Below are 15,497 nucleotides of genomic sequence, written 5' to 3'. Positions count from 1 at the left end.
TGCAATCCAAAAATGCACCAATATGCAGTGCAAAAGTGCACCACTTTGTAACACCTATTTATTAGAAATATTTAACAATCCAGCTTCCCTTTTTTGTTTCAATCTATAGCTTTCACCTGTAACATTTATTAAATGTGAGTGATGAATTAATCTATCTAATATTGCTGTTGTTAATGCTTCATCATTATTGAGTACCTCCTTCCATTTTGTAAATGATAAATTTGATGTAATTATTATTGATCCTAATTCATATTTTTTATTAATTATTTGAAAAAATAAATTAGCTTGATTTTCATTGAACTTTACATATCCAAACTCATCAATAACTAAAAGTCTTGGAGTACCTATAACTCTTTTAAAGTAGTTATCAAGTTTATTTTGAGATTGTGCACTTTCAAGTTGTATAATTAAATCGCTTGCAGATATAAATTTAGTTTTTATTCTTTTTTGTGTTGCTGCATATGCTATTGCACTTGCCAAATGTGTTTTTCCAACTCCACTTGGGCCAAATAGTAAAATATTTTTAAATTCATCTATAAATCTAAAAGTTAGAAGCTCATTTATTAGTGTTTTATCAACTGATGAAGATTTATAATCGAAGCTATCAATTGTTTTTATTTTAGGCAACCCTGCTATTTTTAAAAGCATATCTTTACTTCTTTGTTCTCTTCCTATATTTTCAAACTCTAATAATTTATGTAGATATTCACTATAAGACATTTTCTCTTTTGAAGCTGTATCTGCTAAGTGTTGATACTGTTCTAAAATACCAGGAAGTTTAAACTTTGAACAATATTCATTAATTGATTCATGCAGTAGCATACGAGACTCCTAACACTTTTTCATAATCTGAAATTGTTGTATGATATTTTATATCTATATTTAGTTTCTCTAAATTTATACTGTTAGTTATATGATTATCTTCTTGTTTATTTTTTACTTCTTTTACACTTGAGTAAAATGGCTGCAATAAGTGTTCTTCTTCTTTAAACAGATCAATTGGCTTTTTCTTTGTTGTATCATGGATTCTTGAGTTTGCCATTTCTAACCAAGTAAATACTTTATTATTTAGTAAATCACAATCTATTTGTATTTGACTACCTTTTAAAGCAGCTTTTAGTGGTACATAGAAGTTACGTTTTAAATATAGATTAAATCTTTCCACTTTTCCTTTAGTTTGTGCACGATAAACTTTACATAATTTTGGAATAAAATTATCTTTTGCAAACTCTAAAAAATCATTATTAAATCCATGTTGATTTTTCCCATATTTATCTCTTTGTATTACTACTGATTTTAAATTATCATAGAGAAGTGTTTGTGGAACTCCACCAAAGTATTCAAATGCTTTAACATGGCAATCTTGCCAAGTCTCTTGTCTCATATTATCTGTAAAATATACAAATGCCATTCTACTAAATCCTAATACCATAACAAAGCCATATACAGGATTTTTCCCTGTTCTTATAAATGTCCAATCAACTTGTGCTTGATAAGATGGCTTTGTCTCAAATCTTATTACTTCTTCTGGAGCTGAATCTATTTTTAATGAACTTAAAAATGTTTGTAATATTCTCACTTTTCCATCATATCCATATTTCTTTATCTCTTCATATATTACACTTGATGGAATATTATCTGGTAAAGCTTGTTGTACTCTGGAAATTATATATTCTTTATATGGATCTAATTTTGATTTATACTGAATATTTTTATAAGATTTTAATTCATTTTCTTTTAATCGTTTTGAAACTGTTCTTCTATTCAATCCAACTATTTTTGATATAGCTCTTATACTATATCCTCTTTTATGTAAAGTATGTATCACGGTAAATTCCTCTTTATCAATCATACCAACTCCAAATATTTTATTTAGAGTTTATTGTATTTATTTCTATTAATAAAGTGGTGCACTTTTACTTTGCACTACTGGTGTATTTTACCTTTGCACTTGACAAAAAAGACTATTAGTGTATGTATATCTTTTCATATATTACCTAGAGATAACTATTATTGATTTTTAATGTAATTGTATGAGTTTTATTTAAAGAGTTAAATTGAGTGGTTAAGTTAAGTTCGGAAATTTTAATGACAAGAGAGGGTAACTTATATATTCTATAAAAATAGAATGTATAAGTTAAATGGGTTATATTGTATAATTTTTTGAATTTAAATTAAAAATAGATTTATCTTCATATGGGTTGAATTCTTTTGGGTAATGATATTTATAAATTCTTTCATAATAGTTGTATAACCTTTTTAATAAATTTATACTTTTTTTAAAATCTAGTTTCTCAGCTTTTATTTTTTCTATTAAAGTAATAATTGGATGTTTTTCCACAAGATATTTTCTTGAAAAATCTTCTATTAAACAAAAAGAATAATAATTCTTTTTGTTTTGATTCAATTCCCTCATTAATTGAGGAAAGTAAATTTTTGCAATGCCAATATGTTCATCAAACTCGATATATGGATGTCTATCTGTTTTTAACATTTTAATAACCTTGACTTAAATAGATTGAATTTTTGGGAATTTGCCACTCCATAATTGCCGATTTTATTTCAATGCCATACTTTGTTGAGAAATAAGATCTACACTTATCTAATGATGCAATTATTTTTGCATTCTTACCATCATTACTTTTAATTGTATCACTGATAATTAAAGTTTCAGAAAGGAATCTCTTCTTAATTGCTTTCGTAAATGTTGCTGTGTTATCAAAATTCCTTTTACTATTATCTTTAATAAAATCTTTGAAACTTTTATGTACTACTTCATTAGAAATTCGAATTGAATTATCATTATCACGGATGTAAAAATACTCTCCAAAAGCGCCATTTTCTAAGACTTGATACCACCATTCTTCATATAAATCTAAAGAGTGTAATAATTGATCTAATCCTGCCTTTGTTTGAGGTGCTTTTCTAAGATGCTTTTCCCATGGCTTATAATCAAAATGTACTAAGTCATGCATTAATGATTCTTTGAATTCTTTAGTCTTTACTAGTTTATTCAGCTCGATAAAGAATTCAATATTACCCCTGTAAATAGATGATGTTTCAGTATTAGTCCATCTTCTTTCGTCAAAAGTCAAATGAACAACATGATCCGAATTTGAATCTAAAATTAAATGAGTATAATTTTCTCCATTATATGTTAAAGACCCTTTTATTTCATATGTTTGATCAATATCCGTTACTAGGTTTTTTAGTTTAGCCTCATCTGCTTTTTGACCACTCCAAAAAGCTTCATTACCATAAAGTAATATACATGTTTGAAGATGAACATTGAAAGATCCAAAAATTCTTTTAGGATCAGCACTTTCCATAAAATAATCTCCAAATAAAGAGCCAAAAACTTTTACAAAAGTTCCTTTACCTACTCCTTTTTCACCTGTTATGACGAGTGCTGTGCCTACCTTTGAGAAAGGATCTTGTATAATCTGTGCCATCCATGCCTTGATCACATTAAATAATAAGTCATCATCAGCAGCAATTGCTTTTTTTACAAAAGACCAATATAAAATAGTATCTACTTTTTTAATTGCTCTATATGGCCATCCTTTAAATAAATTATATTCATGTGGTTTAACGTTCTCCTGAGATTTAAATACTATAGAATTATATTCTTCTCTATTTTCACTTGATATAAAGATATCAATAGGATTAGATAATTTTTTGCTAAAAGGAGCCTTTATTTTTTTGTTTTCTAGCTTTATTTTTAAATCACCTTTCGAATAAATTTCTAGCTGTAATTTATTCTTTGCTATAAAACCAACTTTTCCTCCGGTTTGTATTAATGCGTAGTCTTTTATATATTTAGAAGCTTTCTTTTCAAGATACTTAGTATCATAGATACCTTCAAAATATTCAGAAAGTTCAGCATCTGCTGTTATTTCTCTTACCTTGTTAGCTACAGATTTTATAAAGTTTAAATTTTTATTTGCAGAAAGCAAATAAAATGCAAGAGCTTTGATTATTTTATAAATCTTTTCATTACCTTTGTGTGCTTCTAATATACTACAAATATCATCGAAATCGAAATCCATTAGGTATCGTTTCCCTCCATGGAGAAAAGTAGTAATAATAGCATCAAAAAAATAATTTGCATATAATCTTGATTTCATAAAACCCTTCTCGGGACTTATGGGGTCCCTTAAATCTATTTGACTATTTATTTCGTTAAATAAACTTATAATTGGAACACCCATCTTAATTTACCTCTACTATAGTTTTTACAGAAAGTAGTCCTTGTTCTAAATATCTATCTATCATTCGTGTAGCTACTTCTGGTGTTAAACCAGAGCTTATATATTCTGATAATTTTAAAGCTTTGTACTTTTCTTTTGTCTCTTTAATTAATTCTTTATTATCATTTTTTAATTGTTCATAAATAGGTTTCCAATCTGGCAAATGATCATAAGAGACTTGAGATAAGTCTAATGTTTCTTTACTCTTTATATTCCAAATAAGGCTTACAGGTTTCTCTTGATATAAGCCATCTTTACATGTTGGCTTTGATTCGAAAACTAATCTTGATTTAGATGAGCTTAAAACAGCTAAATCTATTTGATATCTCATACTACAGCTTCCATCTTTATGTATTTTTAGATAATAAAGTTTATTAAAAATACAAGCCCTCTTAATATACTCGTTTAATCTTTTAATAGAATCATCTGAAGCATTAATATTTGGCCAATAAGCATGCATTGAATTACTATTATAAACTAGTTCTCCCTTACTATTTTTTATACCACTACTTGAACCCGAACCAATCAAGCATTCTACCTTTTCAAAGTCTTTTGGCATTATTTTTAGAAGTGCATTATAAAAATCTTTAAAATCCTTCAAAAACATATGTTCAGGCATTGATGGATCTGGATCGTGATCAGCTAATAAAAGGGATTTAGCAGGATACTTAAGATATTTATTACTTCTTGATATACTCCAAGGAAAATCTTCTTTTCCTTTCTTTACTATTTTATATACTTTCGTCATTTACTTCTCCTAATATTATCGCTTCATTTGATTTCAAGTTTTCTAATAAATGATATAACTCTGTTAAATCATTTATTTCTATAACTTCAGCCGTTCCGTTTGATAAAAAAGCATTTGATTGCTTTTTTACCTGTCCATTTTGATCTAAAGAGAAGGTTTTGTTTAGAGAACCTTCTGCATTTGATACTTTAGTAATTTTAATTTTATTTTCCATTTATATTTGCCTTTACTTTTACTCTATCTACATATTCAATTAAATCTCTTTTATAAATAAAAGTTATTTTTTCACTCAATTTCCATGCCTCCAAGCTACCATCTTTAATTAGTGCTTTAATATGGCTAGTGCTGCAAGAGATATATTTGGCAGCTGATTCAATTCTAAAACAAAGAATGTCATCTGTATAGATAGATTCTTTAACATTGTTTTTAACAAACATTTCTTTTTTCCTTTTTAATAATAAGTCTAAATTGCGCAATTTGTAGTAGTTATAACTATAAAAGTATACTTATAGTTATTGAAGTATTTTTTGATAATTCATACATAAAATATGAGTATTAATATCTTTTTATTCACTATTTTTGTTTTTTTTTGAATCTATTTGTAGAATTTACTTCAAAATGTTTTAATTTTGAAGGTTTTTTAATATTACTTTAAGGTTATGTTTGGGGAATTAGATTTGATTAATCTAAAAGTAGTTTATAATTCTCTTCTTCTATATAAAATTTAGCAATTTCATGATATTTATAGAGAGTTCGTGTTGAAATATAAGGAGAATAAGGTAAATATCTTTTTTTTGCTTTTTCATTCATGCGGTGGATTAAAGTTAAGTAAGTCAAATAATTCAGAAATCAATTCCATTATTTGACTAATCAATGTTTAGGGAATTAGATTTGATTAATCTAAAAGTAGTTTATAATTCTCTTCTTCTATATAAAATTTAGCAATTTCATGATATTTATAGAGAGTTCGTGTTGAAATATAAGGAGAATAAGGTAAATATCTTTTTTTTGCTTTTTCATTCATGCGTGAATAAATTTCTTTCATTATCTCATTTATCTTTTTTAAATTTTCATCTTCTATTAATTTTAAGAACTCAGTATAATTAATTTCTTCATGCGGTGGGTTAAAGTTAAGTAAGTCAAATAATTCAGAATTCAATTCCATTATTTGACTAATCAATGTGTTAGATAAATTACAGCCTTCTAAATCTTCTTCTTCTAGTATATTGATATACTTTCTTCTGTTAGTAAACAGTGAGTATTGTGCTTTAGTCATAAACTGTTCATATGTGTTATCATCATTTTTATTTTCCATAAAGTCATAAATAAATAAGATATCTGCAAGTTTTTTAGGATTATAAATATATGACTTATATTTTAAATTCTTTTCTCTTTTTGATTTTTCAATCATTTCTGAATTTAAAATTTCTAATTCATTAAATTTTTTCAGTCCTTCAAATAAATCTTTATCTTCAATTTCTTTTTTTATAATTTTCTTTTGATTATAATTCTTTAAAAATTCTTTGTATGTTTGTATAGATTCTTTTTCTGATTCTATTTTTTTTTGTTTTTTTTCTTTATAAATAATAAAGCTTTTAATTCTATTTCTACCATTTTGATTTAATAATTTATATCTTTCTTCATAATCAATATTACAATCAATATTTTTTTCGGTATGTTCTCTTTTATGTGTTCTCTTTATTTTTAAAATATAATCTAATAATTCATCATCTGGTAAGTTTATATTTAAATCATATAAATTAATAAAGTTACTTTTTTCTAGCTTCAGTTGTTTTTCTTGATATCTAATATTAATTTTTTTATATAAGGATGTTTCGTTTATTTTTTTTAAAATATCTTTTTCGGTTAATTTAATAAATTTATTCTTATTTAAATCTTTATAAATAACCTCTTTAAAATCAAAATCTTTACAATTATCCAAAAAATCTTGAATATTTATAGAAAAATTTATTTTGTCTTTTATATTATTATCATTATCAACGATATCGTATAATTTTGGATAAGCATTGTATATTACATCTTGAAGTGTAAATTTTACTTTATCATTTTCAAATAAAATAACATCTTTTATTTTTAAAGTATGCTGTATAAAAGGCTCATATTCAAATTTATGTAGTTCTTCTTTATTTATTGTTCTTTTAAAGAATTGATTAATCATATTACTTGTATATTCATATTTTTCATAGTGTTCAATTGCCTCATAACTATCTCTACTAAAAATTATAAATCCTTTAAACCATTAATAAAATCACTCCAAAATTGCATTAATTCACTTATCTGTTTTGAGTAATCAGCTTTATGATTATAAGCTCTTGTAACTTTATTTTCCTCATGATGGTCAAGTGCACGTTCTTTGGTTTCAAAAGAAAATCTATTAGTATTATCTAAGGTATCAATTAATGATCTAAAGATACCGCGAAAGGAATGAGCTCTTAATCTTTCCTTTTTCTCATTAAATCCTAATCTCTTTAATGCTTTATTAGCTGATTCTTTATTGATATGTGAAGTAAAATTTTGTCCTATAAAAACATATTCACCTAGTGAAAAATATTCTTGAATAAAATCTTTCTGATTTATTAATATGTTAATTACTTCTGTTGTCAAATGTAACGAAAAATCAGGTAAATTTTTATTTTTTACTTTCATATTATTTCTAGGTATCGTCAAAGTCTTGTTTTCAAAATTAATATACTCCCATTTTAAAGTTGCTAGATTCCCTGGTCTTAAAGGTAAATGTAATACAAGTTTTAATGCATTTTGAATAGATTTACTTCCTTGCTCATTAGAATAAATAGTATTAATTACTCTTTTTAGAGTATTGATATCTGTAATTTTAGGCATATGAGTTACTTCTTTTTTTGCAAGCACATCTTTCTTTCTTATGCTAGCTATTAAATTTAACTCACAATAACCTTTTAATACACAAAATCTTAAGAAATTACTTATATAACTAAATAATTTTGATGCTGTTTCCGGTGCTACTTTTTCTTTCTCTTGTAATAATTTTGTAACATCCCTTAATTTAATATCTTTTACATAATTTATATGTTCTTTTCTGAAAAAAACTAATACATAATTATTAAAAATTAATTTCTTACTTCTTTGAGTTGTTTCTGTAGTTGATAATCCTTCTTTTGTAAGCCATTCCTCAATTGCAAATTTTATTTGCCCTTTAACATCAAGGATTTCTTCTTGTTCTTTTTCTCTTTTAAAATCTATGGGATCAATATTATTAGATAATAGTTCTCTATAGGTTAAAGCAATATCTCTCGCTTTAGATAATGTAATATTTGGATAATTACCAAAAGAAGTTCTTCTTCTATTTCTTTTAATAGGAGAGGTATATCTAAATTCCCATAATTTATTTCCTGTTGCTTTTACGGTTAAATAAAGCCCCTTTACTCTTGTATCTGATATTTGATTAATTATTAACGTTTCATTACCATCAATATCTTTTCTAATGTTAGGTTTTAAATGTTTAATTGTTAAATCACTTAATTCTTTCTTTTTATATTTCATTCTTTATTCCAATATACATTTTTAGTATTTTAATGACAAAACATTTAAATGAAACTTACTAGAGATACCATAAGATGAGACTTTTGTTTAACATAGAATTATATAAACCTATATGATACTCATAATTAAATTATGAAAATTAGTTACATAATTATTTATCTCTCATAGAATAATATTTAGATGTAAGATACATAATAACAATAGGTATATTGTTATTAAGAAGTATTAAAAGTGTAAATGGCTTATCAGGATTTGAGTAGTGAAGAGAAGACATTATTTGAAAAATTGATAGGCCATTTGATAGGCCATTTTTTAGTATCTTTATAAAATTTACATAAATCGATATAGACTGGAAATATATTAAAGAGTTCGAGTGATTGGGATCTTTAAACTAATATAGACTTGTGTGATTAGTGAAATGGAGGAGCTAGTCGGACTCGAACCAACGCATACCGGATTTGCAATCCGGGGCATTACCAGCTTTGCTATAGCTCCAATGTTAGATAAATCATTTTTATATTGGAAAGAAAATGATTAGTTGTAAATAAAAGTGGCAGAGAGCAAGGGATTCGAACCCTCGGAGGCGTGAACCTCGCCGGTTTTCAAAACCGGTCCATTCGACCAACTCTGGCAACTCTCTACTTTTATAATTAGTGGTGCGAATGGTCGGAATTGAACCGACACTCCGAAACCGGAATTGGATTTTAAGTCCAACGCGTCTACCTATTCCGCCACACTCGCACTATTTGGTAGAATCTAAAAAACTGATGTTTCTTAAATTGGAGTGGAATTATAATAGATTAATTATTCTTTGTCAAGAGTTTTTATAAAAAATGTTAAATTTTTTATTTTTTTTATTTTTTAATAAGATATCAACAGCAAAACATGTATAATAATTGAATAAACTATGTATACATTTAAAGGATTTAAAATTGAGAAGTGATGAAGTAAAAAAAGGCTTTGATAGAGCACCGCATAGATCTTTGTTAAGAGCTACGGGATTACAAGATGATGATTTTGAGAAACCATTTATTGGAGTTGCAAACTCTTTTATTGAGTTAATTCCTGGGCACTTCTTTTTAAACAAAGTTGGTGTGATTATTAAAGATGAGATTAAGAAGTGTGGTTGTGTACCTTTTGAATTTAATACTATTGGTGTTGATGATGGTATTGCAATGGGGCATGATGGTATGTTATTTTCATTACCTTCAAGAGAATTAATTGCAAGTTCAATTGAAACAGTAATGAATGCACATAAATTAGATGCAATGATTGCTATTCCAAATTGTGATAAAATTGTTCCTGGTATGATTATGGGTGCATTAAGAGTTAATGTTCCTACTATTTTCGTATCTGGTGGTCCAATGCAAAAAGGACATACTGAAGATGGAACTCCGATTGATTTAGCAACTGCATTTGAAGCTGTTGGTAAACATGAAGCTGGTGAAATCACAGATGAAGAGTTACATGATATTGAATGTAATGCTTGTCCAAGTGGTGGTTCATGTTCTGGAATGTTTACAGCAAACTCTATGAATACACTTATGGAAGCTATGGGAATTGCACTTCCTGGAAATGGAACAATTCTTGCTTTAACTCCTGAAAGAGAAGAGTTATATAGAAAAGCAGCTAGAAGAATTTGTGAAATTGCTTTAGATAAGCAATCAAGAGAAAAATACTTATTAAGAAATATTCTAAATGAAAATGCAGTAAGAAATGCGTTTGCTGTTGATATGGCTATGGGTGGATCTTCTAATACTGTATTACATATGTTAGCAATAGCAAGAGAAGCAAAAGTTGATTTTAACTTAGAAGATATTAATAAAATTTCTAAAAGAGTTTCTCATATTGCTAAAATTTCTCCATCATTATCTACTGTACATATGGAAGATATTAATGTAGCTGGTGGTGTAAATGCAGTTATGAAAGAAATGACTAAACGTGGTGAAGATATATTACTAGATAATCTTACAATTACTGGTGAAAGTACTTTAGAGAAAATAAAAGACGCTTATATTAAAGATACAAATATTATTCATACTATTGATAACCCTTATTCTGATGTTGGTGGATTAGCTATTTTATATGGTAACTTAGCAGAAGAAGGTGCGGTTATTAAAACTGCTGGAATTACTGGTGCTCGTGCTCTTTCTGGGAAAGCTGTTTGTTTTGATGGACAAGCAGAAGCTATTGCTGGTATTGTTGGCGGAAAAGTAACTCATGGTGATGTTGTTGTAATTAGATATGAAGGACCTAAAGGTGGTCCAGGAATGCAAGAAATGCTTGCACCTACAAGTTTAATTATGGGAATGGGAATGGGTGATACAGTTGCACTTATTACTGATGGTAGATTTAGTGGAGCTACTAGAGGAGCTTCAATTGGTCACGTTTCGCCTGAAGCTGCTGAAGGTGGAATGATTGGATTATTAAAAGATGGAGATATTATTAATATTGATGTTGATGCTTATCTTTTATCTGTTGATTTATCTGATGAAGAAATTGCAAAAAGAAGAGAAAACTTCACACCAATTAAAAAACCACTTACTTCAAGTTGGTTAGGACAATATAGATCACTTGTAACTAATGCAAGTAACGGTGCAATGCTAAAAACTGACCTTTAGTCTTAAATTTAATAGAATCAAGGAAAAACCTTGATTTTATTAACCAATTATTAACTATTGATTGAAAAATAGTTTACACTTATACCCTACAATTATATTAATCAAAAACTCAAAAGGATATATTGTGAAGAAAAAACTTTTATTTGCCTCAACATTAATTGCTAGTCAATTATTCGCTGAAACAATAAATTTTGATATGATGGATAAAAATCCTGAAAGAATAGCACCTAATACAAATAATCAAATTTTATCATTTAATGGTGCTATTAAAAAATCTATGAAATCAATTGTAAATATTTCAACAAAAAGACATGTTAATTCATCGACTGAAAACTTACCCTTACAAATGTTTAATGACCCATTTTTCAAAAGATTTTTTGGAGATCAATTTGGTAATCAATTTAAACAAAATAGAGTACAAAGATCATTAGGTTCTGGTGTGATTATTGCTAAGAATGGATATATTGTAACAAATAGCCATGTTATTGATAATGCTGAAGAAATTACTGTAACAATTGGAAATGATACAACAGAATATAGTGCTAAATTAATTGGAAAAGATGCTGATAGTGATTTAGCTGTTATAAAAATTGAGTCTGATAATTTAACTCCTATTAAATTTGGTCATTCAAAAGAGCTAGAAATTGCAGATATGATTTTTGCAATTGGAAACCCATTTGGAATTGGAAGTACTGTAACACAAGGTATTATTTCAGCTTTAAATAAAAATAAAGTTGGAATTAATAGATATGAAAACTATATTCAAACAGATGCATCAATAAATCCAGGAAACTCAGGAGGAGCTCTTGTTGATAGTAGAGGGGCATTAATTGGAATTAATACTGCTATTATTTCCAAAAGTGGTGGAAATAATGGAATTGGATTTGCAATTCCTGTAGCAATGGTTAAAGATGTTGTTAAAAAATTAGTATCAGATGGAAAAGTAACTCGTGGATATCTAGGTGTTGCTATTAGTGATTTAGACAAAGAAATGTCAAAAGTTTATAATCATAAAAAAGGTGCTTTAGTTCTAGATGTATCTCCTGATACTCCTGCTTTTAAATATGGTGTTAAAAGAGGTGATTTAATTTATGCTATTAACAATAAAGATATAAAAGATAGAACTTCATTACAAAATGTTGTAGCTTCATTTAAACCAAATGAAGAGATTGTACTTAAGATTGAACGAGATAAAAAGAATATTGAATTAAAAATCATATTAGGAAATAGATCAAGTCTAGTTCAAATCCAATCTAACAACGGTAGAGTTCTTGGCGGATTAAAAGTAAGTGCAATTGATGCTAATATGCAAAAACAATTTAGATTAGCTCCTGATACAAAAGGTGTGTTAATTTCTGATGTTGAACCAAAAAGTAAAGCTGAAAAAGTTGGTTTCCAAGCTGGAGATATTATAATTCAAATTGAAGATGTTGAAGTTAAAAACTTCCAAAATCTTGAAGTATCTTTAACAAAATACAAAAATAAACATAAAAGAGTTTATGTAAATAGATATGGGCAAACTATACTATTTGTTATAAAATAAAGGATTTACAATCATAAAAGTATTAATGATAGAAGATGATTTAGAGTTAGCTCAAATCATCACTGATTATTTAGCATCATTTGATATAGAAGTTACAAATACAGATAGCCCTTATAATGGGTTATCTATGCTAAGTGTAAATAAAGAGTTTCAATTAATTATCTTAGATTTAACTCTTCCTGAAATTGATGGATTAGAATTACTTCCTAAAATTAGAGAGAAATCTGAAATACCTATTATTATTAGTTCTGCAAGAGATGATATTTTGGATAAAGTTATGGGTTTAGAAAGAGGTGCTGATGATTATTTACCAAAACCTTATAATCCAAGAGAACTACAAGCTAGAATAAAAACTATTTTAAAAAGAATTGATAAACCAAGTGAAGTTAAAAAAGAAGAACATAATTCTGCTTTTAATATAAAAGAAGAAGATATGCAAATATCTTTTCAAGGTTCATCACTTACTCTTACTTTAGCTGAATATGATATCTTAAAATTACTCATTCAAAGAAATGGTGGAGTGATTGCTAGAGAAGATTTTATTTATGCTAGTGATAGTATTGAAGATGATTCATCGTTAAAAAACATTGATGTAATTATTTCAAGAATTAGATCAAAATTATCAAAAATTGATAATAGTAAAACATATATAAAATCTGTTAGAGGTATAGGATATCAATTAGTATGATTAGAAATATCTCTATTTCTGCTTTTATTAATATTATATTTTCATTAGCATTTATTGCAATACTAATTACATTTTCATTTTTTATCAGTTTTGATAAACAAAAACATGAAATCACTCAACAAAATAGATATGAGCTTATTGCTGAGAATTTTTTGAGTACTTTTCAAAATTTACCTGATGCACAATCTCTTTTTAAACTTTTTAAAAAATTTCAAGTTAAGCCATTAGAAGATAGAGATGAAAAACTAGAGATAATCAAAAATGCCCAAGAACTTACAATCACGCAAAATTACTTAGGAACATATAGAGTTTATAAATATGATAATACTTATTATATTTATGTACAACAATATGGATACAATCTTATGTTAAAAGATATAAGAAATCATAACTATAGTATGGCAATAATTGTAGGAGCTTTTATTCTTTCAATTGTAACAATACTTTTTTTATATGCGATTTTAAAAAGAAAATTAAAACCTTTAAAACTATTAAATAAGCAAATTATTGAGTTTTCAAATGGTAATAAAGATGTTAAAATAAAATCTGTTAGCAATGATGAAATAGGAACAATTGCAAAAAGTTTTAATGAAGCAATTACACTTATAAATAATCAAACAAAATCAAAAGATTTGTTTATGCGTAATATGATGCATGAACTTAAAACTCCAATTACAAAAGCCATGTTTATTGCAGAAACTCTAGATAATGAACAAACAAGAGATAATCTACAAAGAGCTTTTAAAAGAATGGACGATATTATAAAAGAGTTAGCAACTGTTGAAAAGCTAACATCTGCTAATAGTATGATGTATAAAGAGCCAACATCATTTTTTAATATTTATAATAAAACTTTAGAAATCATGATGGTAAATCCTGAAAATATTGCATCTAAAATCAAATCATTTAACTTTTCAGTTGATATTTCTATGTTTTCAATTGCTCTTAAAAACTTGATTGATAATGCAATTAAATTCTCTCCGAATAATAAAGCAATTATTAATGCTTCAAAAGATGAAATACAAGTTATATCTCTTGGAGAACCATTACAATATGATTTAAGTTATTACACAGAAGCTTTTTCACAAGAAGAAAAAAGAAGTGATGGCTTTGGATTAGGTTTATATATCGTAAAAACCATTGCTTGTTTACATGGTTATACTTTAGAATATAAATATGAAAATGGGAAAAACTACTTTATGATAAAAATGTAAAATAGCTATTATTATAACTTTTATGAAACTCTATTTTTTATTATAAAGTTTCATAAAATTGTAGTGAAGATATAAAGATAAAGCTATAACTGCACTTCCTAAAAAAAGTAACAAATAATTACTTGTTTTTTCCCAAATGATAAGATTTACAAGTAACCCAACTGGAACTAAAGCATTATTCATAATTGCAAGTACTCCTGCATCTACTAAACAAGCACCTTTGTTCCATAAAAAATATCCTAAACCAGAAGCTGCAACACCTAACCAAAATAAAACACCCCATTGAATTAATGAAGGAGATAGTTTTTCTGGATTTGCAAAAAGTATGAAAGATATAGCACTTATAATTAATGCTCCAAAATGAAAATATCCAAAAACATCTCTTTGTCTAATTTCTCTGTGTGACTCCATTACCTTTTTATAAGTACTTTGCCCCAAAGCAAAACAAATACTAGCGCCTTGAACCATTAAAAAACCTGTAATAAAATCCTCATTAATATTTTGATATCGAATAATATATGCACCAAATACAGCTAACCCAGTACTTACAAGATAAAGTGCTTTAAATTGTCCTTTTAACCCATCATAAAATAGTGTTACGTAAATAGGAGTGAATACAGTAAAAAGTACAACCTCAGGAACACTTAAAAATAGGAAGGACTTATAAAGAAAGATATACATTAGGCCAATTTGTACTGTTCCAATAAGCATGATTTTTAGTTTTAATTTATTGGGAATGCCTTTAAATTTTGTAAAAGGTAAAAAAACTAATGAAGCTAATGCAACTCTAATAAGTACTGCAAAATAACTATCCACTTGACCTGCTAAAATCTCACCTATTAAACTAAAAGAAAATGCCCAAAGTATTGTCACAAAAATTAAATATTGCATTT

14 protein-coding genes and 3 tRNA genes are annotated in these 15,497 nt (G+C 26.9%); 4 read left to right on the top strand and 13 right to left on the bottom strand.

The window, feature by feature from the left end; genetic code table 11:
• Positions 1-54: 54 nt before the first annotated feature.
• The 12 genes from istB to D3Z07_RS10860 all read right to left on the bottom strand — a co-directional run bounded on the left by istB (position 55) and on the right by D3Z07_RS10860 (position 9,279).
• Positions 55-822 (bottom strand): IS21-like element helper ATPase IstB, encoded by a 768-nt coding sequence (istB, locus tag D3Z07_RS10915; protein WP_076085329.1) that lies wholly within the window; start codon positions 820-822, stop codon positions 55-57.
• Complete coding sequence (gene istA, locus D3Z07_RS10910; RefSeq protein WP_122893885.1) at positions 809-1,852, bottom strand: IS21 family transposase; 1,044 nt, start codon at positions 1,850-1,852, stop codon at positions 809-811. The genes istB and istA overlap by 14 nt, the downstream gene beginning before the upstream one ends.
• A gap of 294 nt (positions 1,853-2,146) precedes the next feature.
• The gene (locus tag D3Z07_RS10905; RefSeq protein ID WP_122893884.1) at positions 2,147-2,494 is read right to left on the bottom strand and encodes a hypothetical protein; all 348 of its coding nucleotides are present in this window, start codon (positions 2,492-2,494) and stop codon (positions 2,147-2,149) included.
• Between the two features lies 1 nt (position 2,495).
• Complete coding sequence (locus D3Z07_RS10900) at positions 2,496-4,127, bottom strand: primase-helicase family protein (RefSeq protein WP_164707223.1); 1,632 nt, start codon at positions 4,125-4,127, stop codon at positions 2,496-2,498.
• Positions 4,128-4,212: 85 nt separating this feature from the next.
• Positions 4,213-4,998, bottom strand: coding sequence for a hypothetical protein (locus D3Z07_RS10895; RefSeq protein ID WP_122893882.1), 786 nt, complete (start codon positions 4,996-4,998; stop codon positions 4,213-4,215).
• Complete coding sequence (locus D3Z07_RS10890; protein WP_122893881.1) at positions 4,982-5,212, bottom strand: hypothetical protein; 231 nt, start codon at positions 5,210-5,212, stop codon at positions 4,982-4,984. Before D3Z07_RS10890 ends, D3Z07_RS10895 begins: the two co-directional genes overlap by 17 nt.
• The gene (locus tag D3Z07_RS10885) at positions 5,202-5,435 is read right to left on the bottom strand and encodes a MerR family transcriptional regulator (RefSeq protein ID WP_122893880.1); all 234 of its coding nucleotides are present in this window, start codon (positions 5,433-5,435) and stop codon (positions 5,202-5,204) included. Before D3Z07_RS10885 ends, D3Z07_RS10890 begins: the two co-directional genes overlap by 11 nt.
• Positions 5,436-5,893: 458 nt before the next feature.
• Positions 5,894-7,177, bottom strand: a complete 1,284-nt coding sequence (locus D3Z07_RS10880; protein ID WP_122893879.1) for a hypothetical protein — start codon at positions 7,175-7,177, stop codon at positions 5,894-5,896.
• A 62-nt stretch (positions 7,178-7,239) separates the two neighbouring features.
• Positions 7,240-8,538 (bottom strand): tyrosine-type recombinase/integrase, encoded by a 1,299-nt coding sequence (locus D3Z07_RS10875; protein WP_122893878.1) that lies wholly within the window; start codon positions 8,536-8,538, stop codon positions 7,240-7,242.
• A 419-nt stretch (positions 8,539-8,957) separates the two neighbouring features.
• Positions 8,958-9,033: transfer RNA gene (locus D3Z07_RS10870), tRNA-Cys, on the bottom strand.
• A gap of 56 nt (positions 9,034-9,089) precedes the next feature.
• A tRNA-Ser gene (locus D3Z07_RS10865) sits at positions 9,090-9,178 on the bottom strand.
• Between the two features lie 14 nt (positions 9,179-9,192).
• Positions 9,193-9,279: transfer RNA gene (locus D3Z07_RS10860), tRNA-Leu, on the bottom strand.
• Between the two features lie 191 nt (positions 9,280-9,470).
• On the opposite strand from D3Z07_RS10860, the gene ilvD reads away from it, so the two are divergent.
• The 4 genes from ilvD (at position 9,471) to D3Z07_RS10840 (ending at position 14,604) form a co-directional block, all read left to right on the top strand.
• Positions 9,471-11,159: a dihydroxy-acid dehydratase gene (gene ilvD / locus D3Z07_RS10855; protein ID WP_122893877.1), complete on the top strand. Its 1,689-nt coding sequence runs from the start codon at positions 9,471-9,473 to the stop codon at positions 11,157-11,159.
• 124 nt (positions 11,160-11,283) lie between these two features.
• Entirely contained in the window at positions 11,284-12,702 is a 1,419-nt protein-coding gene (locus tag D3Z07_RS10850; protein ID WP_076088788.1) for a Do family serine endopeptidase, read from the top strand.
• A 10-nt stretch (positions 12,703-12,712) separates the two neighbouring features.
• Positions 12,713-13,390: a response regulator transcription factor gene (locus D3Z07_RS10845; protein ID WP_228144715.1), complete on the top strand. Its 678-nt coding sequence runs from the start codon at positions 12,713-12,715 to the stop codon at positions 13,388-13,390.
• Positions 13,387-14,604 (top strand): ArsS family sensor histidine kinase, encoded by a 1,218-nt coding sequence (locus tag D3Z07_RS10840; protein WP_076088792.1) that lies wholly within the window; start codon positions 13,387-13,389, stop codon positions 14,602-14,604. The genes D3Z07_RS10845 and D3Z07_RS10840 overlap by 4 nt, the downstream gene beginning before the upstream one ends.
• Positions 14,605-14,634: 30 nt before the next feature.
• Here the strand turns inward: D3Z07_RS10840 and D3Z07_RS10835 are convergent, their stop codons facing one another.
• Complete coding sequence (locus tag D3Z07_RS10835) at positions 14,635-15,495, bottom strand: DMT family transporter (RefSeq protein ID WP_076088794.1); 861 nt, start codon at positions 15,493-15,495, stop codon at positions 14,635-14,637.
• Between the last annotated feature and the right edge of the window lie 2 nt (positions 15,496-15,497).

It is taken from the genome of Arcobacter peruensis (genome assembly GCF_003711085.1).
GTDB lineage: Bacteria > Campylobacterota > Campylobacteria > Campylobacterales > Arcobacteraceae > Poseidonibacter > Poseidonibacter parvus.
The sequence above is the reverse complement of the archived record's forward strand: the minus strand, read 5'-3'. Positions and strand labels throughout refer to the sequence as shown.

Coding starts and splice junctions, on each gene's coding strand:
- D3Z07_RS10880 (WP_122893879.1), bottom strand. CDS start 7,177: ATGATTAATCAATTCTTTAAAAGAACAATAAATAAAGAAGAACTACAT.
- D3Z07_RS10890 (WP_122893881.1), bottom strand. CDS start 5,212: ATGGAAAATAAAATTAAAATTACTAAAGTATCAAATGCAGAAGGTTCT.
- D3Z07_RS10835 (WP_076088794.1), bottom strand. CDS start 15,495: ATGCAATATTTAATTTTTGTGACAATACTTTGGGCATTTTCTTTTAGT.
- D3Z07_RS10905 (WP_122893884.1), bottom strand. CDS start 2,494: ATGTTAAAAACAGATAGACATCCATATATCGAGTTTGATGAACATATT.
- D3Z07_RS10885 (WP_122893880.1), bottom strand. CDS start 5,435: ATGTTTGTTAAAAACAATGTTAAAGAATCTATCTATACAGATGACATT.
- D3Z07_RS10900 (WP_164707223.1), bottom strand. CDS start 4,127: ATGAAATCAAGATTATATGCAAATTATTTTTTTGATGCTATTATTACT.
- D3Z07_RS10875 (WP_122893878.1), bottom strand. CDS start 8,538: ATGAAATATAAAAAGAAAGAATTAAGTGATTTAACAATTAAACATTTA.
- D3Z07_RS10895 (WP_122893882.1), bottom strand. CDS start 4,998: ATGACGAAAGTATATAAAATAGTAAAGAAAGGAAAAGAAGATTTTCCT.
- istB (WP_076085329.1), bottom strand. CDS start 822: ATGCTACTGCATGAATCAATTAATGAATATTGTTCAAAGTTTAAACTT.
- istA (WP_122893885.1), bottom strand. CDS start 1,852: ATGATTGATAAAGAGGAATTTACCGTGATACATACTTTACATAAAAGA.
- D3Z07_RS10840 (WP_076088792.1), top strand. CDS start 13,387: ATGATTAGAAATATCTCTATTTCTGCTTTTATTAATATTATATTTTCA.